This window comes from Paenibacillus prosopidis (assembly GCF_003337375.1).
Classification (GTDB): domain Bacteria; phylum Bacillota; class Bacilli; order Paenibacillales; family Paenibacillaceae; genus Pristimantibacillus; species Pristimantibacillus prosopidis.
The window spans coordinates 269,982-295,182 of the sequence record NZ_QPJD01000003.1; the positions used below are offsets into that span (position 1 = coordinate 269,982).

At 44.4% G+C, this 25,201-nt stretch carries 21 protein-coding genes; 15 read left to right on the plus strand and 6 right to left on the minus strand.

Annotated features, from left to right (window positions below; all coding sequences use genetic code 11):
• The first annotated feature begins 16 nt into the window (after positions 1 to 16).
• From DFP97_RS06110 to DFP97_RS06140, 7 genes are all read left to right on the plus strand, one after another.
• On the plus strand, positions 17 to 955 hold the full coding sequence (locus DFP97_RS06110) for a P-loop NTPase family protein (protein WP_114379091.1): 939 nt from the start codon (positions 17 to 19) through the stop codon (positions 953 to 955).
• A gap of 184 nt (positions 956 to 1,139) precedes the next feature.
• Positions 1,140 to 2,918, plus strand: coding sequence for a sensor histidine kinase (locus tag DFP97_RS06115; protein ID WP_181873370.1), 1,779 nt, complete (start codon positions 1,140 to 1,142; stop codon positions 2,916 to 2,918).
• On the plus strand, positions 2,911 to 3,999 hold the full coding sequence (locus DFP97_RS06120; protein ID WP_114379093.1) for a response regulator transcription factor: 1,089 nt from the start codon (positions 2,911 to 2,913) through the stop codon (positions 3,997 to 3,999). The genes DFP97_RS06115 and DFP97_RS06120 overlap by 8 nt, the downstream gene beginning before the upstream one ends.
• Before the next feature lie 99 nt (positions 4,000 to 4,098).
• Positions 4,099 to 5,433: an ABC transporter substrate-binding protein gene (locus tag DFP97_RS06125; protein WP_425453495.1), complete on the plus strand. Its 1,335-nt coding sequence runs from the start codon at positions 4,099 to 4,101 to the stop codon at positions 5,431 to 5,433.
• Positions 5,434 to 5,466: 33 nt separating this feature from the next.
• Positions 5,467 to 6,354, plus strand: a complete 888-nt coding sequence (locus DFP97_RS06130; RefSeq protein WP_114379095.1) for a carbohydrate ABC transporter permease — start codon at positions 5,467 to 5,469, stop codon at positions 6,352 to 6,354.
• Complete coding sequence (locus tag DFP97_RS06135) at positions 6,354 to 7,208, plus strand: carbohydrate ABC transporter permease (RefSeq protein ID WP_114379096.1); 855 nt, start codon at positions 6,354 to 6,356, stop codon at positions 7,206 to 7,208. The genes DFP97_RS06130 and DFP97_RS06135 overlap by 1 nt, the downstream gene beginning before the upstream one ends.
• Before the next feature lie 24 nt (positions 7,209 to 7,232).
• Positions 7,233 to 8,855, plus strand: coding sequence for a glycoside hydrolase family 5 protein (locus DFP97_RS06140; RefSeq protein ID WP_114379097.1), 1,623 nt, complete (start codon positions 7,233 to 7,235; stop codon positions 8,853 to 8,855).
• Positions 8,856 to 8,978: 123 nt separating this feature from the next.
• Here the strand turns inward: DFP97_RS06140 and DFP97_RS06145 are convergent, their stop codons facing one another.
• On the minus strand, positions 8,979 to 9,668 hold the full coding sequence (locus DFP97_RS06145) for a glycosyltransferase family A protein (RefSeq protein WP_114379098.1): 690 nt from the start codon (positions 9,666 to 9,668) through the stop codon (positions 8,979 to 8,981).
• Positions 9,669 to 10,682 carry a glycosyltransferase family 4 protein gene (locus DFP97_RS06150; protein ID WP_114379099.1) on the minus strand — a complete coding sequence of 338 codons (1,014 nt, stop codon included), beginning with the start codon at positions 10,680 to 10,682 and terminating at the stop codon, positions 9,669 to 9,671.
• A 202-nt stretch (positions 10,683 to 10,884) separates the two neighbouring features.
• Between DFP97_RS06150 and DFP97_RS06155 the strand changes: the two genes are divergently transcribed.
• From DFP97_RS06155 to DFP97_RS06180, 6 genes are all read left to right on the plus strand, one after another.
• Positions 10,885 to 11,877, plus strand: a complete 993-nt coding sequence (locus DFP97_RS06155; RefSeq protein ID WP_114379100.1) for a sugar phosphate nucleotidyltransferase — start codon at positions 10,885 to 10,887, stop codon at positions 11,875 to 11,877.
• Positions 11,874 to 13,166: a UDP-glucose dehydrogenase family protein gene (locus DFP97_RS06160; RefSeq protein WP_114379101.1), complete on the plus strand. Its 1,293-nt coding sequence runs from the start codon at positions 11,874 to 11,876 to the stop codon at positions 13,164 to 13,166. Before DFP97_RS06155 ends, DFP97_RS06160 begins: the two co-directional genes overlap by 4 nt.
• Before the next feature lie 143 nt (positions 13,167 to 13,309).
• Complete coding sequence (gene rlmJ, locus DFP97_RS06165) at positions 13,310 to 14,179, plus strand: 23S rRNA (adenine(2030)-N(6))-methyltransferase RlmJ (protein WP_114379102.1); 870 nt, start codon at positions 13,310 to 13,312, stop codon at positions 14,177 to 14,179.
• Between the two features lie 192 nt (positions 14,180 to 14,371).
• Complete coding sequence (locus tag DFP97_RS06170) at positions 14,372 to 15,328, plus strand: nucleotidyltransferase domain-containing protein (RefSeq protein WP_114379103.1); 957 nt, start codon at positions 14,372 to 14,374, stop codon at positions 15,326 to 15,328.
• 7 nt (positions 15,329 to 15,335) lie between these two features.
• Entirely contained in the window at positions 15,336 to 18,233 is a 2,898-nt protein-coding gene (uvrA, locus tag DFP97_RS06175) for an excinuclease ABC subunit UvrA (protein ID WP_114379104.1), read from the plus strand.
• Positions 18,234 to 18,286: 53 nt separating this feature from the next.
• Positions 18,287 to 19,060, plus strand: coding sequence for a methyltransferase domain-containing protein (locus tag DFP97_RS06180; protein WP_114379105.1), 774 nt, complete (start codon positions 18,287 to 18,289; stop codon positions 19,058 to 19,060).
• 39 nt (positions 19,061 to 19,099) lie between these two features.
• Here the strand turns inward: DFP97_RS06180 and DFP97_RS30625 are convergent, their stop codons facing one another.
• Complete coding sequence (locus tag DFP97_RS30625) at positions 19,100 to 19,273, minus strand: hypothetical protein (protein ID WP_181873371.1); 174 nt, start codon at positions 19,271 to 19,273, stop codon at positions 19,100 to 19,102.
• Positions 19,274 to 19,383: 110 nt separating this feature from the next.
• Positions 19,384 to 20,202, minus strand: a complete 819-nt coding sequence (locus DFP97_RS06185) for an SDR family oxidoreductase (protein WP_114379106.1) — start codon at positions 20,200 to 20,202, stop codon at positions 19,384 to 19,386.
• A 199-nt stretch (positions 20,203 to 20,401) separates the two neighbouring features.
• On the opposite strand from DFP97_RS06185, the gene DFP97_RS06190 reads away from it, so the two are divergent.
• A complete protein-coding gene (locus DFP97_RS06190; RefSeq protein WP_114379261.1) occupies positions 20,402 to 21,622 on the plus strand; it encodes an erythromycin esterase family protein in 1,221 nt (406 codons plus the stop codon).
• Positions 21,623 to 21,669: 47 nt separating this feature from the next.
• On the opposite strand, the gene DFP97_RS06195 is transcribed toward DFP97_RS06190, so the two are convergent.
• Both DFP97_RS06195 and DFP97_RS06200 read right to left on the minus strand, forming a co-directional pair.
• A complete protein-coding gene (locus DFP97_RS06195) occupies positions 21,670 to 22,650 on the minus strand; it encodes a homoserine kinase (RefSeq protein WP_114379107.1) in 981 nt (326 codons plus the stop codon).
• Between the two features lie 186 nt (positions 22,651 to 22,836).
• On the minus strand, positions 22,837 to 23,325 hold the full coding sequence (locus DFP97_RS06200; protein ID WP_114379108.1) for a hypothetical protein: 489 nt from the start codon (positions 23,323 to 23,325) through the stop codon (positions 22,837 to 22,839).
• 796 nt (positions 23,326 to 24,121) lie between these two features.
• Here DFP97_RS06200 and DFP97_RS06205 point away from each other — a divergent pair.
• Entirely contained in the window at positions 24,122 to 24,904 is a 783-nt protein-coding gene (locus DFP97_RS06205; protein WP_114379109.1) for a hypothetical protein, read from the plus strand.
• Positions 24,905 to 25,201 lie beyond the last annotated feature (297 nt).

Consider the following 25,201-nt stretch of genomic DNA (forward strand, 5'->3'; position numbering starts at 1 on the left):
AATTGGAGGAAGCATTGTGAAACTTATACTTGTTGAAGGGTTACCAGGTTCGGGAAAATCTACAACTGCAAGATATATTGCTTTACAATCTGAAAGGAACAGAAACAAGACAGAGCTTTTTCATGAATCTGCTTTTCAACATCCCATTTTTCTTCAAAATCCTATTAGTAATCACATGGAATGGATGGAATTGTATATTTCTAATTGGAATAAATTTTTAAATGATCAAAAAGATAATGAATCGACTATCGTAATGGAATCTGCTTTATTTCAAAGTCCTATTCTTCACTTGCTGCATATGGATATCGATAGAGAAATAATTGTGCAGTTAATTGAAAACATATATTCACGTTTAACGGATATAAATTGCAGTTTGGTATATCTATATCAGGATGATCCGATGGTAGGAATCAATAGAATGATGAAAACAAGAGGGGATAGGCTCTGGCTGAATAATAAGTATGAGCAATATAAAGATGAGCCTTACTATGTGAATAGAGGGCAGCGCAGTCCTGATTTGCATCTTGACTTTTTGTTCGAGTACGCAACGATTGCACGTTCTGCTTATTCTAGATGCAGTCTAAACTCTTTAGCAATCGAAAATACAAATTGGGATTGGTCAAAATATCACAGTAGTATACTGGATTATTTCGGGTGGATACATAAACCTGATCCGGTTGTTCCTCTTTCTGAACTACAAAAATTTATTGGCATATACCGTAATGAAGAAATGAATTTTGATATCAATATTGAAGTTAAAGATGGTCAATTGAGAATATTTGGCGATCACCATTTAAAATCAAAGGATACGAATAGATTTTATCTTGATAATATTAGTATTGTGGTAAACTTCGTGAGGAGTCATTCCGGTGATTTTAATGAATTAATAATTGAAGAGAAAGACTTAGTAGGTAACCAGAGGGATGAAGGGACAAGATTTGTAAGGGTTTTATAGAAATAAACACAGAAGGATAAAAGAAGGAACCGTCGCTAACTAAGCAACGGTTTCTTTGGCATTATAATGAGCAAGACAATAAAAAGAATTTCAGAAGAGCAGGAATTCTAACTCATCCTAACGAATAGCATTCGACAACATCGTCGACGAGTTCGGTTATCGTGGCAGAAAGAAGGGCATGAGCATGAAACGCACAAGTATTCGCTATAGGCTGATGATTCTGATGATTTGTCTGACTACGCTGCCTGTTTTGACGGTCACCTGGATTGCGACAAACAATACGCGAAATTCGGTAGAAAAAGAAATGATTGAAGCAAACCGTTCCCGTATGCTTTGGGCGGATCAGTATTTGGATGAGTTAATCCGGCAAATCGACGTGCTTTTTTATTCCTTACAGGTTAATCAGCAATTGATAGGAGGCCTTAACACGATAGATAGTCAGGATCTGGGCGGGCAATTTCGGACCCAACGGTATATTCAAGAGACGTTGACCACAGCTTTTTATGGAAATTCCAAGAAAATAGACGAGCTTGCGCTGTACACGCATCAAAACCAGAAGGTATATTCGGTCAACTATACAAACAGCGGCCTCATTTATTCGCTTGATATTCAAAAGGGCAACTGGACCCGTTTGCTGCAGAAACCCGTTAATATGTATTTTAAAGAGTCCGGCAACGGTATTTATGCGTTTCATAGCATTAACCGGTTTGCGGATCGCCATCTTCTCGGCGGACTGTCCGTTCGTATTAACAAGGATGTGTGGAAGGAAGTAAGCGATATTTTGAAATCGGAGGACGAGAGTTTGGTGTTTTTAGTCAACGATGAAGGGGAAAGGTTGTCAGGCTCGACGCCGGAACAAAACTTCGATGAAGTAATTGATCAAATGAATAAGGTTAAACCGCTGAACTTCGAACTGGAAATCCAGAAAACGGATAACTTTTTTCTATTCATGAAACGGGTAGACGACGGTGAGCTCACCTTAATTAAAGCTCTGCCCATCACAACGATAACCGAAAGCGCTAACAATACGGTTCGGGCGGGAATTGTAACCGGATTATTGTTCGCAGCTGCTTCTATCCTGCTTTCCATTACGGTATCGCTGCGTATAAGCAGACCGATCGTCAGCCTTGCAAGAACGATGAGAATGACCCCAATCCACCAGTTTGAGCTGACATCCGTCCAAAGCCAAGATGAAATCGGCCTGTTGGAGCGCGGTTATAATTCCATGATGCAGCGGATGAAAGAATTGATAGAAAACGAATATCAGAAAGAAATCGAAGTGAAAAATGCGCAGCTAATGGCGTTACAAGCGCAAATTAACCCGCACTTTTTGAACAATACGCTTAACCTGATCGGAGGAATGGCTCTTGTCAAAGGGGCCCCTGAAATCTACAAAATTACGAAGGTGATAGGAGATTTGCTTCGCTATTCGATTAGCTCCGGTCATGATTCGGCGACGCTGGAGGATGAGTTAAAGCATATCCGCAATTACCTGTTTATTCAGGAGCAGCGTTTCTTGGGCAGGTGCACCATTACAGTCATAAATGATGGTTCGGGGAATGTGCTTAGTCTTCCCAGATTTACTTTGCAGCCGCTTGTGGAGAATGCGTTCGAGCATGGCCTGCAGCCGAAAGAAGGGATCTGGCAGGTTGAGATCCGGGTGAAGACGATCCGTACCCATGTGGTCATTTTGATCAAAGACAACGGGATAGGTGTCGATTATAAGCGACTTCATATGCTTCGAGCCGAACTTAAGGAAGGGATGGCATTAAAGCCAGATCGAACAGACCAAGCCAAGGATAAGCCGAGAATCCGAAAGGGAATTGGCCTGCAAAATGTCGATTCGAGATTAAAGCTGCATTTTGGCGGAAAAGCATCCATTCGGTTATACAGTAAACTTGAAAAAGGAACATTGATCGTTCTTAAACTGCCTTTGCCTAACAAGGAGGAAAGCCATGAATAAAGTGCTGATTATTGATGACGAACCGTGGGCTCGAGAAGTTATAAAGTCGCTGGGAGAGTGGGATCGGCTGAGGCTTGCAATCGTCGGGGAAGCGGAGGATGGCAAGGAAGGGCTTCGATTAATTAAGGAGCTTGAACCGCAGATCGTACTGACAGATATGAGAATGCCCGGTTTCGACGGGGTGGAGCTGCTGCAGCAATTAAAAAGTCAGTTTCCGTCGCTGAAAATTGTTGTGATGAGCGGATATGACGATTTCATTTATTTAAAACAGGCGATCCACTCACGGGCAGTCGATTATTTACTGAAGCCTGTTGATCCAATCGAGCTGAATGATGCACTCCGGAAATGTATCCATGAGCTGGAGGTTCAAAAGCAAACGGTAAACACCTCATGGAAATTGCCGCTTGTATTTCCGAGCACGGCTCTAATGGACCGCTATATGGCGCTGCGGCAGCGCGTATTCGCCGCTTTATTTGAACTATGCAAACCGGCTGTCTTGCAAACTATGGACAAACTGGAGGAGTTTTTGGAGAGTGCCTTTCCGGAAGGTATGGAACCGGCGCTACAAGCAAAAATGGGAGACGATTTTCTTCAGATTCTCGATCAATTCATGTCTGAAAATGAAGTTGGCTTCGAGTCCCGAGCTGCGGAGACGGATGCTGCTGCGCAATGGAAAAATGTATCCGAAACGTTCCAAGCGATTGGACGCAAATATGGGGAAGCGATCGATAAAATCGAAGCCATTCGAAAAACAAAAACTCGTCTGGTCATCGTTGAAGTGCAGAGCTATATCGACCAGCATTATATGGACCCTATATCGCTCGAGACGGTCGCTCATCAGTTTTTTGTGAGCAAAGAACATTTAAGCCGCGTATTCAAAACGACCGTTGGCGAGAATCTCACCGAATATATTATCCGCATGCGTATGGAAAAGGCGAGAGAGCTTCTGATGCAGCCGCACATCTCGATAAAACAGGCAGCACAAATGGTCGGATACCCGGAGCAGGCTTATTTTCACCGCGTGTTCAAGAAGCAGTTCGGCATCACGCCGGGCGATATTCGCAGCGGTAAAGAAAAGTAATGACATATCAATATTGTGCAATAAAAGTTGCTAATCGGCGCTAATGTTTCATCCTGCACACCTCATCTATACTGAAGAAGCACTAAACCAATAAGGGGGATGTACACGATGAAGAAAGCGCTTTATCTAGGACTTGTAGGGTTATTGTTGTTGTTGTCGCTTGCTGCTTGCAGCTCTAACAACAACAAAGGTAACGGTGCAGAGCCGGCACCTACCAATGCAGAAGGAACCACTGCAGAAAAAACGGAGGAACCAACGGCGAAAGCACAAAAAGTGGAATTGAAAATACAGATCGGTTCTCCTAGGTTTAAGGATCAATTTGAGAAGTATTTTGAGCAGTTCAAGGCGAAGGAGCTCGCGGAGAAAAATATTGAGGTTACAATCGACCTTGAGATGCCGAATCCGGATCAGGCTAAGCAAGTACTGCAGGCCAGACTCGCTTCTGACGATGCGCCGGACATCTTCGATGTTCATGCAAACGATCTATCCACTTATTATAAAGCGGGTTATTTGGAGGATCTTACGACGCAGCCTGCGATTGCAACGTTATATGACAGTGTGAAGAGTACGGTGACGCTTGACGGTCAAGTCGTTGCGCTTCCGCTCGAGAGCTTGTCATGGGGTTATCTATACAATAAAAAAATATTCAGCGATTTAGGAATCACGCCTCCGCAGACGCTTGATGAAATGAAAGCGGTTGTAGAAAAGCTGAATGCGAATAACATAAAGCCGTTCCTGCTTGCTTTCCAAGAGTCATGGGTGCCGCAGCTTATGACAGCGCTCTCTCTCGGCGGAATCATTTCATCGGAGCATTCGGACTGGATCGAGAAAATGAATAAAGGCGAAGCCTCATACGCGGATCTACAGGATATTTTCAACATTATCGATCTTATTATGGCCAACGGCACAGATAAACCATTTGAAGTCGGAAACGAAGCAGGTTCAACTGATTTCGCTAACGGCAAAGCTGCTATGTGGATTCAAGGCCCATGGAATGCGGAAACCATTTTGAAGGTTAATCCTGAAATGGAATTCGGCGTTGCTCCGCTTCCGGTCAGCAACAATGCGGCAGGCACGATGATCAATCTGTCGACTTCGACTACCCTTGCCTTATCGAAGACCAGCAAAAACAAAGAAGTGGCGCTTGATCTTCTGAACTACTTCTATGATGAAAAGGATTCATCGGCGTTGTTCCAGGAGCTGAAATTTAATCCGGTGTCTACCGTGCATCAATACGAGGTATTCCCATGGGTGAATGAAGCATCTGAATACGTTGCTCAGGGTAAAGCCTATCAGGATTTGAAGCTCCCGAACGGCGTAACGGACGAACAGGCGAAATTGCTTCAAAGCTACTATGCCAAAGAGGTTACAAAGGAACAGTTTATCGCGAGCATGGATAAGGCTTGGGCGACTGCGATCAAAGCTGCGCAATAAGGAAGGCAACCGACTGACTGGGAGTGACGGAATATGAACGTAACGAGAAAAAACAAGCAAACAGTCATTCTTCTTGCCTTCGTGCTTCCAGCCTTATTGTTTTACGCTGTATTCACCATCGCCCCTACTTTCGGGGGCGTGTGGTACAGCCTGACGAATTGGAATGGCCTGAATCCCACCTATGAAATGGTGGGATTCTCCAATTATACCGAAGCGCTTGGGAATGATCCTTATTTCATCAAATCCATTTGGTTCACGATACAATATGTGATTTATATGGTCGTTTTGCAAAATGTAATCGCACTGCTATTGGCTGTATTCGTGGAGTCGAGAAGGCATAGTAAGGTGTTGTTCCGGACCATTTTCTTTACTCCGAATATGCTCAGCTTGATTATCGGCGGGTTCATGTGGGTTTTTATCTTTACTAAGGTACTGCCTTCTATCGCAGAAAAAACAGGCTTTCTCTTCTTGGACCAATCCTGGATTGGCGATCCATCCTGGTCGTTCTACTCTATTATCATTCTTTCCTTATGGGGCGGCGTAGGGTATCAAATGGTTATTTATATAGCGGCTTTGCAAGTGGTCCCGGAGCAATTAAGAGAAGCGGCTGCCATTGACGGCGCAAGCAGCGTGCAGATCTTCCGGCATGTCACGCTTCCAATGATCTATCCTGCCGTCACGATCGGTATTTTCCTGACGCTTAGTTCTTCGTTTAAAGTGTTTGATGCCGTATATGCGTTAACAGGCGGCGGTCCAGGCAGGTCAACGCAGGTGATTGCGCTCAATATCGTGGAAGAAGCGTTCCGCTTCAACCAGCGTTTTGGCTATGCCAGCGCCAAAGCCATTATCCTATTCGTAATTGTCTTGCTCATAACGATGCTTCAATTATGGATAATGAAGAAAAGAGAGGTGGAGGCATAATGGCGAAGCGGCATTCGGACCATTCAGCAATTAAGCACGGCGCCGGAAATGCTTTCATTGTTCTCTTTTTGATAATCGCCGCGATCATCACCCTATTTCCTATTTATATGGCATTGCTAAATTCCTTGAAATCGGACGGGGAAATGCTGAATCGGATTTTGGCGCTTCCTATCCGACTGGAGTTCGGTAATTACGCTGACGCATACCGGAAAATCGATTTTTTAAGAAGCTTCTGGAATACGATCGTCGTGACAATCACAGGTGTGACGGGAATTATTCTATTCGCATCAATGGCCGGATACAAAATGTCGCGGACTCCGGGAAAGCTAAGCAATTTTTTGTTCGCATTATTCGTTTTGTCATCCTTAATTCCGTTTCATTCCATCTTAATTACGCTTGTTAAAATCGCTAAAGAGATCAAAGTTCAGGGGACTACGGTTGGTCTCGGGTTGATCTACATCGGGCTTGGAGTCGCGCTGGCCATCTTTCTATACCATGGTTTCGTAAAGTCGATTCCAAGAGATTTGGACGAAGCGGCGCTTATGGATGGCTGCGGCGATTTTCGGTTGTTTTTTGTCATCATCTTTCCGCTGCTTCTTCCCATTACGGCAACGGTCGCTATTTTGAATGCGTTGTGGATGTGGAACGATTTCCTGCTGCCGCTGCTTATGCTTACGGATTCCGATTATTACACGCTGCTTATTTCGACCAATATGCTTTTCGGCGAGTACAATAACGACTGGTCGGCAATTCTGGCTTCTTTGGTGCTGACGATGCTTCCGATTATGGTCGTGTATCTGCTCCTGCAAAAGTATATTTTAAGCGGTATAGCTGAAGGTGCGATTAAAGGTTGATCGGGAAGGGACGAGGACTTGGAAATGGAGCATAAACGTGAAGTGCGGGGCTTTCTAAAAGCTTCCGGAAAAAAAGTAATAAACGGCGAGGGGCAAGAAATCGTGCTTCGAGGCGTCGGTTTCGGCAGCTGGCTGCTGCCGGAAGGTTATATGTGGCGTTTTCCCGATCAGGGCGACCGTCCAAGACGGATCGAACGATTGATTGCGGATTTGGTCGGAGAGACGAAGGCAGCCGAGTTTTGGGAGCTTTATTATGATCGATATACGGCTGAAGCGGATATTCAAAAAATCGCATCCGAGGGCTTCAATTCTGTACGCGTTCCTATTAGCGCCAGATTTCTTATTGAAGAGGGAGAACCCTTGCGTGTAAAAGAAGGTCGTTTGCAGCTCTTAGACCGGGTAATAGAGTGGTGCCGGAAATATTCTCTCTATGTCATTCTGGATTTGCATGGCGCTCCCGGCGGACAGACCGGTACCAATATCGACGATTCGGAAAACGACAAGCCTGAACTGTTTATGGATGAGCGAAATAAACGGTTGACGGTTGCTCTATGGAGGATGCTTGCCGACCGCTATCAGGATGAATGGATCGTGGCAGGGTATGATTTGCTGAACGAGCCGCTTCCTGACTGGTTCTCGGCCTATAACGACCAAGTCATGCCATTGTATAAAGAGATTGTAGAGGCGATTCGGGAAGTAGATAACCGTCATATGATCATTTTGGAAGGCGCGCACTGGGCTACCGACTGGTCGATATTCGATGAGAAGATCGACGACAATCTCATGCTTCAATTTCATAAATACTGGAACAATCCTGATACCGAGAGTATTCAGCTATTTTTGGACAAACGGGAGGAGTGGAATGTTCCGATCTTCATGGGTGAAGGCGGGGAAAACAACTGCGATTGGTTCGCGGGAGTATTCAGGCTATACGAGGACCATGATATTTCTTGGAACTTCTGGACATGGAAGAAGCTCGACTGCACCAACTCTCCTTGTTCCGTCATTATGCCTAACGGCTGGCGGCTGCTTGTAGACTATTTAGAAGGTGGCGCCAAGCCGGATGCGAAATTGGCTGAACGTATTTTGTGGGAGTACTTAGACAATCTATCGATTGAACGCTGTTTGTACCGGCCTGAGGTTGTCAACGCTTTATTCCGCAGACCACCTGTACGGATTCCGGCAATTTTCTATGGCTATAAAGGGGGAGGTACAAGCTTCAGCATAGGAAAGACTGCGGAAAAGAACATCGGCTTTCGCGTGAATGACGGTATGGATATCCGGTTTGTGGAGAGCGAAAGGGAGAAGCCGAATTTTCAACATATGAAGGGCGAGGAATGGCAGCCAGATGAGCTTATGTATATTCAGCTGGCACCGAATGATTGGGTTGCCTATGAATTTACGGTTACATCCATATCGTCTACTACTGATTATACGTTGGATATGCGGCTTCGAATGGAAAATTACGGCAGCGTCGCTGTTTGTTTGAACGGCGTCCTGCTTGGGACATCGGGAATGAAGGGAAACGACTGGCATACGGTTCGACTCCGCGGAAAATTCCAAGCTAAGGAGGGCATTAACCGATTGGTGCTAATGGCTGCCGATCTTCCTGCTTCTATTCAGTGGCTGCATATTTCTCCGGTCTAACCCGGAGTTCCGCGTATATGAATAAAACCGAATAACCACTCAAAAGCCACAACATGGGCATGATAGAAGATGTCCATGTTGTGGCTTTTTTAACTGCAGGAAACGAATAAGAGGAAAAATGGATTAAGTTACGAAACGGGTATAGTTATTGGTGTGACGGACTAATCTGCAGTGGGACATGTATCTTTTTGTGCTCTTTTTCTGTGTATGAGTGCCTGTATTTTTTCGTCTTACGCAAACATAATTTTTTTTCGATACGGAATAAATTTTAAATCCTCTTCTTCTGCATCTGCCGGTCCATCCGGAATCAGTACCTGACTTTTTGAATTCAGGAAACTGCACTCTTCTCCATAAAGACTTTCTAAATAAAAGCGTTCCTCCCTTAACGGACCTCACATGCTTACGTTCTCCACCGGGCCGAAATACCATGAGCGCTTTCTTAGCCTCAAAATAGAGATAGGATGTATGCTTGCCGATAATGGAACCTTTACCTTTCTTGAGCGCAGTTACAGACTCCCTTAAATATTTGGGTCCATAATAATCATCATCATCAAACTTGGTGATGATCCCTTCCTTCGCTCTGGCGATTGCGTAATTCAAACATTTTCCCAGATGATATTTTTGTGGAAGCTTATAAACCCTTACTTCGTTATTCGGATATTGGCTGGCTCTTTGTTTCCATAAATCAAGGTCCATATTGTCTTTGTTCAAGACGATAATCATCTCTTTGTCCTTCCAAACCTGCCGGTCATAATTGGCGAAGACATTATCCATATAAGCGGATCTCATGGTACATGCAATAATGGTTACCACTTACTCCAACTCCTTGTTTTGATTATTTATCAATTTCTTGTTCCATGTTGAATTTTTAATGATTTTATATTTTTCCCCTTTAATGATCTGTCTGTATAGTTTCAGAAAATTATCGGTCATGATGCTGTCGGAGAAATTGGTTCTCACGTAACGCCTGCATCTGCGGGCTGACGGGAAATTTCTTCGGTTCTGAACTTTAGAAATCATATCCTTCGTATTGTTGCATAGCAGTTTCGGCAATCCCTTTAAGACTTCCGGAACGGCGCCTTTCTTGAACCCGAGCACGGGAGTTCCGCTGGCCAACGCTTCAATAAGAACGAGGCCGAAAGGCTCATTCCAAGTGGATGTGAAAAGAACACAGCTTGCTTTGGCTAACAGGTTCATCTTTGTTTTGCCTCCAACTGGTCCCACATATCGAATGCGTTTATTTAAGTGAGGCTTGATTTTGGAATTAAAATACTTCTTATCATTAAGGGTACCTGCAATGATAAGCTTTTTCCCCGTTTTTTTTGCGACTTCAATCGCTAAGTGAACGCCTTTTTGCTCGATCAATCTGCCAAGAAACAGAAGATAATTGCTTTTCTTCTTTCGGAAGGAATAATCATTGACCCTAATACCGTTATGGACGTAGTAGCCTTTATTTTTACCGTATCTTTTTAGGATCGTTTTGCTTACGTATACCGGAATTTGAACCCCAGTTACCCCCTTTGAATGGGAGTTCCGTATGGTCGGAATGGGCGGGTTTGCATTCGCAACGATACCGTAATGATCATGAATGATATCTACATCGTCAGGGAGATTTTTCATGATGAAATCGAGTTGTTCATCAGGATCGTCCGTAGGATACTCAAAGGTTTCGGTAGCTTGAGCTTTGGAACCTTTCTTGGCAAATAATATGACTTCATGCCCGCGTCGAACTAACTCCTCGGTTAAATAATAAACGTCCCGCTGCGTCCCGCCATAAGCCTTAGGAGGAACTGGAATCGTATTGGTCGATATTTGAGCAATCTTCAAAGTTCACATCTCCCTTAGGTTAATATCTATGGGCACTTCTTGTTAAGATATGAACGGTTTTCAGTTGGTGACACGGCTACTACAATAGATGGGCATTGTTAATTCCGCTCTGTAAGAATCGAATTGAGGAGCTTGGCCCATACCAATATCAAATACTTTTCATAGATTAATAGAAATTGATCTTTACTAGGGGAGATGCGATTTGAAAGGACTTATCCTCTGTGCTGGAAAAGGGACGCGGCTGCATCCGATCACCCTCAAACATCCAAAAACGCTAATGCCTGTTGCCAACACCCCGCTATTGCAGACTTGCATAGAAAAATTAGTCGAGCAGGGGATAGTGGAGATCGGAATCGTCATACATCCAACGCAAGAGTTTGAAATTAGGGAGCAATTCGGAAACGGCGAATCTCGGGGGGTATCCATCACTTATATTTACCAAACCGAAGCAAAAGGCATTTCGGATGCGGTGAAGCAAGCACAATCTTATATCGGAGAGGATGCTTTTTTGCTGTTGCTTGGTGACAATTTGATTTCCGAACCGCTAACTGAACTGAAAATTGACGTCGAAGAGAGGGGGAGTCACGGTTCCTTGCTGCTGGCAGAGGTTGAAAATCCACAAGATTACGGAATTTCGGAAGTGTTGGACGGACATATCGTAAGGTTGGAAGAAAAGCCTCAAAACCCCAAGTCTAATCTTGCCGTCTTGGGAGCTTATGCCTTGACTCGTTCGATCTTCTTAGCCGTAAAGGACATCAAGCCTTCCGCTAGGGGGGAGTATGAAATTACGGATGCTATCCAATGGCTCGTTGACCATAACTACCCCGTTACTTATCACATCACGGAGAAGTTAAATATGGATGTTGGAACAGTAGACAGATGGTTGGAAGCCAATCGCAGAACGCTTGATGAGATGGATAATGATGGGACGATACATGAAACCGCCATATTGGAAAATTGTACGATTATTAAACCGGTATCCATCGATCAGGGATGCGTCCTGAAAGATAGTGTTATCGGTCCTTATGTATCCATAGGCGCGGGCTCTCATATTGAAGGTTGCCGGATTGAGAACAGCATCATTCTTAATGGGGTTCATTTGAAGCATTTATCTAATACGTTAAAGGACACGGTCATTGGATTTCAATCCGTCATGGCGGGCATACATCCAAGAGGAGATGGTAGTGACCAATGAATATTTTAGTAATTGGAACGGGTTATGTAGGGACAACTACCGCCTTGGTATTTGCCGAACTGGGATGGAACGTAACTGGACTCGATACGGATGCACAAAAAATTCAGCAGTTGGAGAAGGGCGTACTTTATTTTTACGAACCCGGATTAGAGGAATTGTTGAAAAAGCATCTAAGTTCCGGGCAAATACGTTTTACTACTAATAAGGAAAAAGCTATTCAAGATCATGAGATAATCTTTATCTGCGTAGGAACACCTTCCCGTCCCGATGGAAGTGCCGACATGCGGTACGTAAAGCAGGTTGCGGAAGATATCGGCCAAACCATGAACGGTTATAAACTAGTCATCACCAAGAGCACGGTTCCCGTTGGAACACAGGAACAGGTTACCTTATGGATTCAAGCAGCACAAAAAGGATCCTATCCATTCGACGTTGCTTCCAACCCGGAATTTTTACGCGAGGGAAAAGCATTGACAGACGCTTTGAATCCGGATCGGGTCATCATCGGGTCTAACAGCAAAAAAGCTGCGAATCTCCTTCAAACGCTGTACCAGTCTGCAAAATGTCCTGTCGTCGTAACCACGCCGAGAACCGCAGAGTTGATCAAGTATGCGTCAAATGCATTTCTGGCCACGAAAATATCCTATATGAACGAATTGGCGAGACTATGCGATCAACTGGGCGTCAATATAAAAGAAGTGGCAAACGGAATTGGGCTAGACCCAAGAATCGGCCCAAGCTTTCTACATGCGGGAATTGGTTACGGGGGTTCATGTTTTCCAAAAGACGTTTCTGCATTGATTCTCGCTGCGAAACAAAATAATATCGAGTTAAGCATCTTGGAAAAAGTCGTGTACGTTAATCAAACACAGCACTTATACTTGCTGGAAAAAGCCCGGGAACGTTTAAAATCCTTTGCAAATAAAAAAATAGCGGTTTTGGGTTTGGCTTTCAAACCGGATACGGATGACATTCGGGAAGCCCCAGCCCTTCGTATAATCGAAAGCTTGCTTAAGGAACAGGCTAATGTTTACGTGTATGATCCGGTAGCCAAACTTCCCGCTGATCTACATTACGGATCCGTTACAGCCAGCAATGAGTTGGAAGAAGCGGTGAAAGACGCAGATGCCGTCTTCTTATGTACGGAATGGCCGATTTTCCGAAATGTTGATTGGGCTAAAATGAAAAGTATCATGAATCAACCGAATATGTTTGACGGCAGAAATGTGCTGGATTCCCGTGAAATGAATTCCAATGGTTATTTCTATCATGGAATCGGGTATGAATAAGAGAAAGTCAGACAAATCTTGTGAAAACAAAAACCATAGCCAGTCTATGGTTTTTTTCTATTCAATAAAGGAAATGATTGGGTGTAACAAGAATAATACTATTCTACTTATTACTTATAGAAAAATAATGGAGGTGAAGTTAAATGCCTTATTCTCATTATGGAGAGATCGGGGATGTGTGGAAGCACCTTCCTTTATGCTTTTTCCTGACCGAAGAAAAACCGACTGTCAATATTGAATCCAATTCTGCCTATCCAATCTATAGGTTGAACCAAACTGACGAAAGAAACTATGGTGTTTTTCATTTATTTGAACAAGTGAGTAATAGTGATCGTTATGTAAATATTGAGAGCTCCCCCTACTTACAAATTTTAAAGAAAATACCCGGCAATCAGGAGACGCTTCAAACCTATCTCGGTTCTCCCGGCTTAGCCTTGGAAATATTAAAGGATAGGGGCCAGTTTATTTTTTGTGATATCGAAGCTGATCCCCTGCAAAACATCATGGATTACGTAAGACAAATTCATCTCGATAATAGAGTCAAGACTGTGCAAGGCGATTCAAAAGACCGCTTGTGGCATGAAATTGAAAATATGGGGAAAGAGACGTTTCTTCATATTGATCCATACCGAATTTTCGAAAAAAACGCTAATGATCGGTGTTATTTTGATTTATTTATAAGAGCCATTAATCGTGGAATTAAAACGATGTTATGGTACGGCTATGAAACGCTTAAGGAACAAAAGGAAATGCACGCAAAAATGCGTGAGGCCTTAGGAAATAGTGACATTGAACTCTTGGGCATTGATTTTTATATTGAAGGTATCTGTGATTCCGTTGTGGAAGTGAATCCTGGCGTTCCAGGATGCGGCATTATGATTGCCAATTTATCAGGTCCTTCCTTTGAGAAGTTCAAACAGTATGCAAATGAATTAGAAGCAATCTATCAGAATGCATGGTATCAAAACAAGCCGGCAAGATTGAAGTCGGTACAAGTAAACTTAAAAGGTTGACGAAAAATCAATGAACCATTACATGACAGCTGCCGTGAGGCAGCTTTTTTCTGTCTAGAAATTGTTGATAAAAACAGGATTTACTTTTATAGCAGCGAATTCAATTGAAGATATAAACTCGAATTCAAATTATTTACATGGAAAATGATAGATTTTTTTACGGAATGGCATCAATAGTCGGGAGGTATTCTTTTGGAGCAGAATAGGACCTACGTACAAACTACCACTCTCTTTCGGGAAGCGCTGCAAACGTTCATAGATAAAATCAAGCAGGACGATCAAGTGATTGCAGCCGTCCTGCTCGGGAGCCTATCGTATGATCAGGTTTGGGAAAAGTCGGACATCGATCTAAAGCTAATTGTCCACGATCAAAAGCTCAGAAACGGCTACATGTGCTTTGTCGAAAACGATGTACCGATCAACGCGAGCATTCAGACGAGAAATGAGTATAAACGTTGGATGGAGCGGTCGGTACAAAGCTCGTTTAATCATTCCATACTCATTCGCAGCAAGCTGCTGTTCACGAAGGATCCTTCGATCGCTGAATACTTCGAACAGATTCGTTATGTTGGTGAACGCGACCGGCAGCTGCAGCTGCTGCGGCTTGGGTGCCATACGCTTGGGCTGCTTGCGAAGGCGGAGAAATGGCTATACGTGAAGCGTGACGCTGGCTACAGCGCTTTTTGGATCATCAAAATGGTTGATTTGCTTGCACAAATTGAAGTGATCCTCCATGCAGACGTTCCCATGCGGGAATCGGTTTTGCAGGCGCTCGGGTATAACCCGAACTTTTTTCATACGGTATATACGGAGATGGTGTGCGGAGAAATGAATGAATCGAAGGTGACCGCTGCGCTGAAGAGCATTAATGGCTACTTGGACGAAAGGGCGGAGCAGATATTTCAGCTGATTCTAGCTTATTTGAAGGAAGAAGCGGATGTACGAACGGTAACAGACATCGTGCAAAAGTTCAGCGTGGTCATGGAGATCGATGCCGGTTCCGTCACGACGGCTTGTGACTGGCTGGCGGAGCAGGAGCTTCTTGCTAAGATGGAAGCAGAGACGAAGGCAACGCCGAAGAGCCGGATCATGTTAACGGAGCCTGCGTATATGTACGAAAATTTCGATGAACTAATAGGGGAGCTGTGAAGATCGGATGAGGCAGTATATCGAAGTGCGGGGAGCAAGACAAAACAATTTGCAAAATGTTGATGTCAACATCCCGAGGGACAAGCTGACGGTTATCACGGGAGTGAGCGGGTCCGGCAAATCGTCGCTTGCGTTTGATGTGATCTATGGGGAAGGACAGCGGCGGTTTCTGGAGTCGCTCTCGACATTCGCCAAAAGCCGGATGAATCAGCTGAAGAAGCCGGACGTCGATTTCGTGTTCGGGTTATCCCCGGTTATTGCAATCGAACAGAAGAAAGGCATCGTCAATCCGCGCTCAACCGTCGGTACTATGACCGATATTTATGATTTTTTGCGGCTGCTCTTTGCGTCCTCCGGGGAAGCAAGCTGTCCATTTTGCAGCCACCCTGTTCCGGTGCGAACAGCCGGCCAAATGATTGATCATATTCAGCAACTGCCGGAAGGGACAGAACTAGAAGTGCTCGCACCGGTGTACAAAATATTCGGCGAAAACTATGAAACGACATTTGATGAAATTCGCTCGAAGGGGTTTCGTACGATCAGCATCGACGGGGTTCGGCATAGCCTCGGCGATCCAATTGAGTTGGATGAAGAAACGGATTATCAAATGGAGGTTGTCGTGGACAAGGTAATCGTCCTGCCGAACGTGTTCAAGGTATTGACGAAAACGATCGAAAATAGCCTTAAGCTGGTCGGGGAAGGATTTATCCGCTTTGAAATTGTCGGAATTCCATTGGGTAGGCAAATCGATACCGACGAATTTTACCGCGGCTTTGCATGTCCGGAGCATCATCTCACCATGGGTCAGATGCAGCCTAACTATTTTTCCTTCAATGATCCTGATAGTGCGTGCCGGACTTGCGGCGGTATTGGAACATTCATGCGTGCGGAAGAGCGGTTCTTGATTAAGAATGCGGAAAAGAGCATCAACAAGGGAGCGATCGATCCAAAGCTGCTGGGCTCGAGCACCGCTACATGGCACTGGACGATGCTGTATAGTCTATCGCAGCATTATGGATTCAGTCTAGATACGCCGCTTAAGGAACTACCGGAATCGATCCGAAATATTTTAATTTACGGTTCAAAAGGAGAGAAATTCCCGTTTCTTCCCCGAGAAGAATCAACAAAGTCGCAAAACCGTCATGCCGGTAAGCTGATGAGCTTCGGCGGGCTGGTTCATACGGTCAATTGGTGGTATAAGCTTTACTTGAAACGCAAAGCCATGACCCCGGCTGAAGACGAGTTTTACAAGCGGGTTATGGTCGAGCATACTTGTCCGGACTGTGAGGGGAAAAAGCTGAAGCCTCAGCGCTTCTTCGTGAAGGTCGGCAATGCCGACATCTACGAGCTCTGTAATTTGTCTCTCAAAGAGTTTCATCAATTTCTGGAGAACGTATCTTTTCCGCAAGAGAAGTCGCTGGTCGGTCGGCAGATTACTGCCGAAATTCAGTCCCGGTTAATTTTGCTGCTCGATATCGGCCTGGAATATTTGAGCCTGGGCCGCCGTTCCGATACAATCTCCGGCGGCGAAGCACAGCGTATCCGGCTGTCGACGCAGATCAGCTCGGGACTTATGGGAATGCTGTACGTTTTGGACGAACCGAGCATCGGTTTGCACGCACGGGACAGTATGCGCATCATCGACACCTTAAAGAAGCTGCGTGATATTGGCAATACGATTATCGTCGTGGAGCATGATATCGATACGATCTGCAGCGCCGATCATATTATCGAGGTCGGGCCCGGACCGGGACTACATGGCGGACGCATTATTGCAGAGGGCGATGTGGAGCAGCTCCGCGCGCATCCGGAATCGATCACGGGCTCTTTCCTGACAGGCGTTCGGAAAATCGAAGTGCCTTCTATGCGTCGGCCTCCATCGGGTTTAAACCTATCGATCCGGGGAGCGAGAGCGAACAATTTGCAAAACGTTAACGTAGATATCCCGCTTGGCGTTATGGTGTGCATTACCGGTGTCTCCGGTTCCGGTAAGAGTACGCTCATCAATGAGGTGATGTGCAAGCAGCTGCACTCCCTGTTCCATGATGCAAGAATCGTTCCCGGTGAGCATGATGCGCTCGAGGGACACGAGCACTTGAGCGGGATTATTAATATTGACCAGTCTCCGATCGGACGAAGCTCGCGTTCTAATCCGGCGACCTACGTAGGATTTTTTGATAGGATCCGCGAGCTGTATGCGGAAGCGGCTGCTTTGGACGGCAAAGAGCTGAGCAAAAATGACTTTAGCTTCAACCAGAAGAACGGCGGACGCTGCGAGCATTGTCAAGGCGAAGGCGTCGTCACAACGCAGCTGCAGTTCATGCCGGATGTCGAATCCACTTGTCCGGTATGCAAAGGGGCCAGATTTAACGACGACGTGCTGGAGGTGCGCATTCGGGAGAAGAACATCGCAGAGGTGCTGGAGATGAGCATCGAGGATGCGGTCACTTTCTTCGAGGATCAGTCTTACATCCTCCGTAAGCTGAGTGTATTGAATCAGCTTGGTCTAGGTTATTTGCGAATCGGCCAATCGTCGGTTACGCTGTCCGGCGGAGAAGCTCAGCGTATAAAGCTGGCAACAGAGCTAAGCAAAATAAAACGGGGATCACACAATCTGTATATTCTCGACGAGCCGACAACGGGGCTGCATTTGCGCGACATTCAAAAGCTGATCGATTGTCTTCACCATCTTGTAGACGCCGGACACACAGTTGTTGTTATCGAACATCACTTGGATATGATTAAGGTCGCCGATCATATTATCGATATGGGCCCCGAAGGGGGCAATAAAGGCGGTACGGTAGTCGCGTTTGGCACGCCGGAAGAAGTAGCAAAGAAGGAAGGCTCGTTGACAGGCCGGTTTTTGCGAGAAATGCTGATCAAGGATAAGGTAATGTCAGGCTAGGTTTATATCAACTTTACGCAACAAATAAATAGCGGATAGGGGAGATGCGCGATATGGAAAATAAACATACCTTTAATGCGGTTGCTAATGAATACGAAAAGTTTAGACCATCTTATCCATCGGAATTGTTCCAAGGTATCATTCAATACTCACTGATTGAAAAGCATGACCGCATCCTTGAGATTGGCTGCGGCACAGGACAGGCTACATCGGGTCTTGTCGATTTAGGTTACGAACATATAACCTGTGTTGAACTCGGCAAAAATCTTGCTGACATTACGACTGAAAAATTTAAGCATATAAAGTCCATTAATGTGATTAATTCGGCTTTTGAAGATTGGGAGGGTAGGGAGGAAAGCTATAGCTTAGCCATATCCGCTACAGCTTTTCACTTTATTCAACCTGAAATAGGATATCCTAAAGTTTCGAAGTTATTAAAAAACAAAGGTTCCGCGGCATTTTTTTGGACCGTACACGAACCTTCCTTCGATGAAATATATTCAGCGATTCGAGATTGTTATCAACGATATGCGCCGCAGCTGGACGACATCAATAAACCATCACCTGATGAGGTAATAAACGAAAGATTAAAAATTACGGAACAAACCAATCTTTTTGATGAATTGGCAGTTAAAGAGTATAGATGGTTTCAAGAGTACACGAGTGAACAATTTATTTCCTTTTTAAATACTCATTCGGGACACAGGCTGCTGGCTGAAGATATAAGAGAAAGTCTCTTCAACGAAATAAAGGACGTTATTGATCAGTATGGAGGAGTTATTAGTAAGCCTCACTTAGTTGCGTTATTTTTAGCCAGGAAAAAATAGTCACATAAAGAAAAGAGCGCCATGACGGCGCTCTTTTGCTTATTTTTCTATAATTTCATCCAGTTCCGACGAATGTTCGTTGGCGGCGGCCTTGATTTCCTGATCGAGCTTGCTCTTGCCTTGTATCTCAGTAGCGGCTTGAATTTGCTGCTCTAACTGCTCTTCGATTTGCCCAATCCCATGCGCTTCCTGGTGCTGTCTGCTTGTCGTCATTTTTATTCCTCCGCAATCATTGTTCGCCTTTAGGCTAAATTTTATCATTCGCAATATGTCGTGATCTTATTCGTGTATTTTCAATATAACTATCCATTCCTGCTACTGTTCTACAAAAGCGATTCAACGCCGTCAATAAATATTTCCGTACCTGAAATATGGCTCGATTCTTGCGAGGCAAGAAATAAAACTAGATCAGCTACCTGCTCGGGCTGTCCCGGTCCATGCTCCAACGGCTGGCTTCCTTCCGGATATTTAACCGGAATTTTGATTTTGTCCAGCTGGGGAGTCGCTTTCGTGCTTTCTCCGATGTTGGTTTGAATGGCTCCCGGACAGATGACGTTAACCCGGATTTTATATCGTGCCAATTCTAATGCGGCCATTTTAGCAAAAGCAATCTGGCCTGCTTTGGAAGTGCTGTAGGCAGACATGCCGAACCCTGAAAAAGAACGGCTGCCATTAATGGAGCTGGTTATAATGATGCTACCACCATTTTTTTTCATATGCGGAATGGCGTATTTAACGGTTAGAAACGTGCCTTTTAAATTGGTTGTCAGCGTATGATCCCATGCTTCCGGGGTTAAATCTTCGATTGGAGAGACGATGCCGTTGATGCCGGCATTCGCAAACACGATATCCACACGTCCCCATTTTTCAGCAGCAGACTGAATCGCCTGGTTTACCCGCTGCGGATCCGATACATCAGTATCAACAAATAACGACTCGCCGCCCATTTGATTGATTTGTTTCTCCACAGACTCGCTGCGGTTGTTGTTCAAATCGATGAGACATACTTTCGCTCCATTTTTAGCCAAAAGTAAAGCGGTTGCTCGCCCAATACCGGAGCCGGCCCCGGTAATGACCGCAATTTTATCTTTTACACGAAGCGTTCCAGTAAATTCTTGAAGCTTTTCTTCAGAAATACTCATTATTTAACTCCTCCTGGGGTACTCGAATTTTCCGAATTAGTGTTCCATGGGAATGTTTATTTATTCCACCGATCACATAATCCATCAGTGTCTAGGCAAGGATATAGCGGAAAGTAACGGAAACTGTGAAAATATATAGTAAGGGGAATGATCGCAAGTGAAGGCCGAGAAAATAGTGGATGAAATTAAGAAACGCGCTATGAAGCTCGAAAGTGCAGACGATCTTGACGCGATCGTTCAAGCCATTGGAGATGCTGATTTTGTTCTGCTTGGGGAAGCTTCGCACGGGACCTCAGAGTTTTATACCTTACGTGCTGAATTATCTAAGCGTTTAATTGTCGAAAAAGGCTTCTCCTTTATCGCTGTGGAAGGGGACTGGCCGTCTTGTTACACTTTGAATCGTTATATCAAACAATACGAAGATTCTGCTGTAAAGGTCAGAGAAGCTCTCCGTGATTTTAATCGCTGGCCAACGTGGATGTGGGCGAATAACGAGGTGATGAATTACGCGGAATGGCTTTACGATTACAATAAAAATAAGACTGACGGGAGAAAGGTAGGCTTTTACGGAATCGACGTATACAGTCTGTGGGAGTCCATGGATGAAATCCTGAGTCACTTGAAGAAAACGGGATCACCAGAAATGGAAGCGGCTCAAAAGGCTTTTGATTGTTTTGACCCCTACAAGCGCGATCCTCAAACTTATGGGGTTTCGGCTGCTTTCTTATCTGAAAGCTGCGAGGAAGAGGTAGTTAAGCTGTTGACCGATCTTCAAGCCAAACGACAGCTAAGTAAGGGAGAAGATGAATCAGCTCTGAGCGATGAATTGAATGCCCTTGTTGCGGTCAACGCCGAACGATATTACCGGTCGATGGTTCAAGGCGGCCCGGATTCCTGGAACGTCCGGGATCGTCATATGGTCGAGGCGCTTAATCGGATTAAAGCATTTTACGGACCGGATGCAAAGGCAATTGTATGGGAGCATAACACGCATATCGGCGATGCAAGGGCGACGGACATGGAAGCCGACGGGATGGTGAACGTTGGACAGCTGCTCCGTGAGCAGTACGGCGATAATCGAGTCTATGTCGTAGGATTCGGAACACACCGGGGTACCGTAATTGCTGCTGATCAGTGGGGCGGTGAAATGCAAGCCATGATGGTACCGGAAGCCCAGTCAGGCAGCTGGGAAGATGTGTTGCATAAGGCAGGAGCATATGACAAGATTCTGCTTTTTGACCATGACCTAGAGCCTTTCCAAGTGCCGATAGGGCACCGGGCTATTGGAGTCGTATACAATCCCCGCCGCGAAAGAGGAAATTATGTGCCGTCTGTTATAGCCCGGCGATATGACGCTTTTGTATATGTTGACGAATCAAAAGCACTCGCCCCTCTAAGACAAGAAATACTACATTACTAAACACTTTAAGGCTGCAACCCATGCAGCCTCTTTATTTTCGATAACGATTATAATGAGTGCGCATCTATCCACGCTATAAGGAATTTTAGCTTCCCGTCAAAGTAGCCATCGTCCTGCCATGCTCCCCAAATGGCGCTATTCCCCGTATGAAGTCCCATCAGCCAAAGCTGTCTAGCTGCAACGAATAATGGAATCATTTCAAGATCATTAGCTTTTAATGGACGTTCCTTTGTATAAGCATCCAGAAAGGCATCCCAGCATTCATCCTTAAAGTCTTCCTTTTTGGATCTGCCATGGACTCGGTCCCATAGAAAAACAGAGAGATCATAAGAACGCCATCCAATTCCGCAGCAGTCGAAATCAAAGTGTGTTACATTACCGGAGTCAGAATGAAAAACGTTCCAGCCATGCAAATCACCATGACAGACGCCCCAATCAAGAGCTCCTTCGGTCAGAGCATTGAGTCGGTTTTTTAATCGGCTGGCTGTCTCCGTTAAGAACTTTAAGTCATCCGGCCGATGGTGTAAAAACGGGAGAATCTTCTCAAGCGGTTCATCAAACAGATGAGTTGAAGAAAGCTCGAACCGTTTATACTTGGGTACATAACTATCCATAGCTTTGTGTAGTTGAGCTGTGGAGTGACCATATAATCGACTTGTATCAACATCAACTTTTGCTGATCCGTCTGCAAAAGTAAACAAAACGGCATATCGCATTCCTTCAGGGGCCTCAATTTCAGTCAACAACTGGCCGTCTTTATTTGGAATTGGGTACGAAACCGGAATCCCGAAGCGATTTAAATGTAATAACAGATCCAGTTCAAAGCGAATATCTGCTTCTGATCGCCATTGATGTTTATAAATACGTAAAACGAAAGGCCCATTTTCCGTTTCGACCATATAGGTGTCGTTCAAACCGTTCGCAATGAACCGGCTTTTGATTGGCGTACCGATATGGTAAAGAATTGCCATCGTTTTGAAAAGATTTTCTTTATCAAAAACAGTATGTATCGCAGGTATATAGACCAAGCAGCACTCTCCCTTTCGGTCGTTTCATGAATATATAATCTTATCCTAGCTGAATTTCAGAAAGAAAGGGATAGAAATAATGGTTATAATCGTTCTTTACGATTTGACTATCTGTCGTTTACGCAATGAGGGATTGAGAGACGACAAAAAAACAAGCTGCCGATTTTATTCGGTAGCCTGTTTAGCTTATTGTGACAGCATTTGATCAACCTTCTTTTTCATGGAGGCTACGACTATCTTTTTGTAGTGAATCGCTAATATCAGCACTTGGATTTGCTGCTTTCGAGATAGCTGCTTCAAACGAGGTTCTTCCTTCAGGAAGATGCGTACGATCGACCAGGCCGCTGGGGTTATGCGTTCAGGTTTGATATCAGGTAAATAGTTAAGCAGCCGTTTATTGCGGAAACGATACAACCATGATTTTACTTGGGCTTTGGGCTTGCTTTCATCAACTAAGCAGGGCGCAGCTACCTTTTTGGTATGTTTGCGAAGAAATTCGTACCGGTCATTCCCAAGCAGGATCATATAACTGCCGTCCTTGCGGTTTTTGCGCACCACCAACAAATGCATGCAGTCCCACATCATCAAACGAAGCTTCCGGATATGCGAGGTCAAATTGGAGGGAATATCAGGCCTTATCTTACTTAGAGGTATATACTGGACGGTGAATCGCATATACATCCTCCTTCCCCTTAATGAATATATATGAGCGGAATGCATTGTCCTAGTCACCGGATTGTCATGATGAAATTGAATTACTTGTTCGGATGTTATAGATGAATAAACGGGGGTTATATCAAACAAATCTAACAAGCGGATATCCCGATCCGAAAGGATTGCTTATGAAGCGCGTAAGCAGCCTCACATTATAGGTTCGAGTAATCGAATCTGAGGATCAGAGAATCTAAGGATATGACGCAAATATGTCCCGCAACTAAAAAGCCGCACCGAGCGGCTTTTTTTCATGGTCCCATATAAAAAGGATCTCGCGTCCCAACCAGCCTCAATAATGATAAGTAGGGGTGAACATTATAGCGCTCGAGATCGAGTCCCACGGGCAGCACATATTTATCTTACGTTTAAGATTAGCCGAGGGAACCGCATCATTTACGCCTGGTGTTAGCTACGCAGGTTTTAATGAAAAAAAACTGGGAAAACCCTGAAGTTATAAAGCAAAGGAATGAAGATTTTAGATTAGGATTAAAGCTCATTAGGGGCGCTGCTCGGGTGACATCAAAACTGTGACTACACCCGTAGAAGCCTGTGTGGCGTGATCTAAGGACAAGGGTTCAAATCCCCTCGCCTCCACCAACCCAATCCGAATGAGGACTGGGTTTTTCTGTGTCCTATTATCTGAATGATGACACTAAGGCAACCATACGTTCTTGACGGCTGCCATATCTACTATAGCAGGTATTTTAGTGCAACTATCATGCTTGTACGTTCGTTCTGATAATTAGGGGGTGGTAGAATGAAACAATTCGTTTTGATTCTTTTTCTAATTTTAACCGTTACTGGATGCGGGTCGAATATGCAATCAGCATATGGCGACCTGGAGACTCTTACCCACGACTTTAACCAGAATGGGCTTGCAATAAAAGCTAATATAAAGGTAGGTAAAACCATTAAAGTAAATGCATCGATTACTAATAACAGCGGGGAAACAATTATTTATAATGGGCGTTGCGGCATTCCTTTTAGTATATCTGTGAAAAAGGAAGATGCCCATTCGCACCTCATTACACGTGATGAAAAAGAAGTAGGTTGTGATGATATATTTGATCCCAATGATTTAAGGGAAATGGAACCGAACGAAACATTTGAAAAAGAAATAATATTTAAACGCGAGGTTAGTTTAACGAGTAGACGCACTGTGAGTGCATTAAGTGGCATGTATGAGGTGTCTTTTTCCTTCCAAATGCATGACAATGAGAAAGTCTTTTCGTCATTACCATTAGAATTGATGATGGACAAAGAACCTGAAATAATGACTGTGAATCAAGCAAAAGAGTTCGCAAAAGAAAGTATAGAAGTGATGAAATGGTTTGATGAACATGAAAAAGAAGATATGTCCATCGAATCAGAGGACGCCATTTTAAGCGATGGAATGTGGACAGTTATGTTTCATGCTGTTCACATAGACAAAGATGGTGTTGATCGAATTATCATCAACATGGATGCTAAATCTGGGGATATTAAGGGGATTCATTATGAAGAGGTAAGTAAAGAGGTATTGGAAATGTTAGATAAATAAGCTTCGCAGAGAAAGGGGTAAATTATTATTTTGCTACTGCGAATTTTACAGCTATTTGTATTCGAAGAAATATTGGTGCTTCTCTCAGCCGACTTTTTCCATTGGAAATTTTCCGCTATTCAACAATACCGGGGTGATAAAAGTTCAACCTTCTGTAAGGCTGCAGCATCTCTTATACTGAAATCACAGCGAGGCCGTAAAGCCTCATGCTAAAAATAAGCAGAATGTGGATGATCCACAAAAAACAAGAGGAACTGGGCAGAAACCCTATTGATTGGTAGACGCAGCTTGGCATAA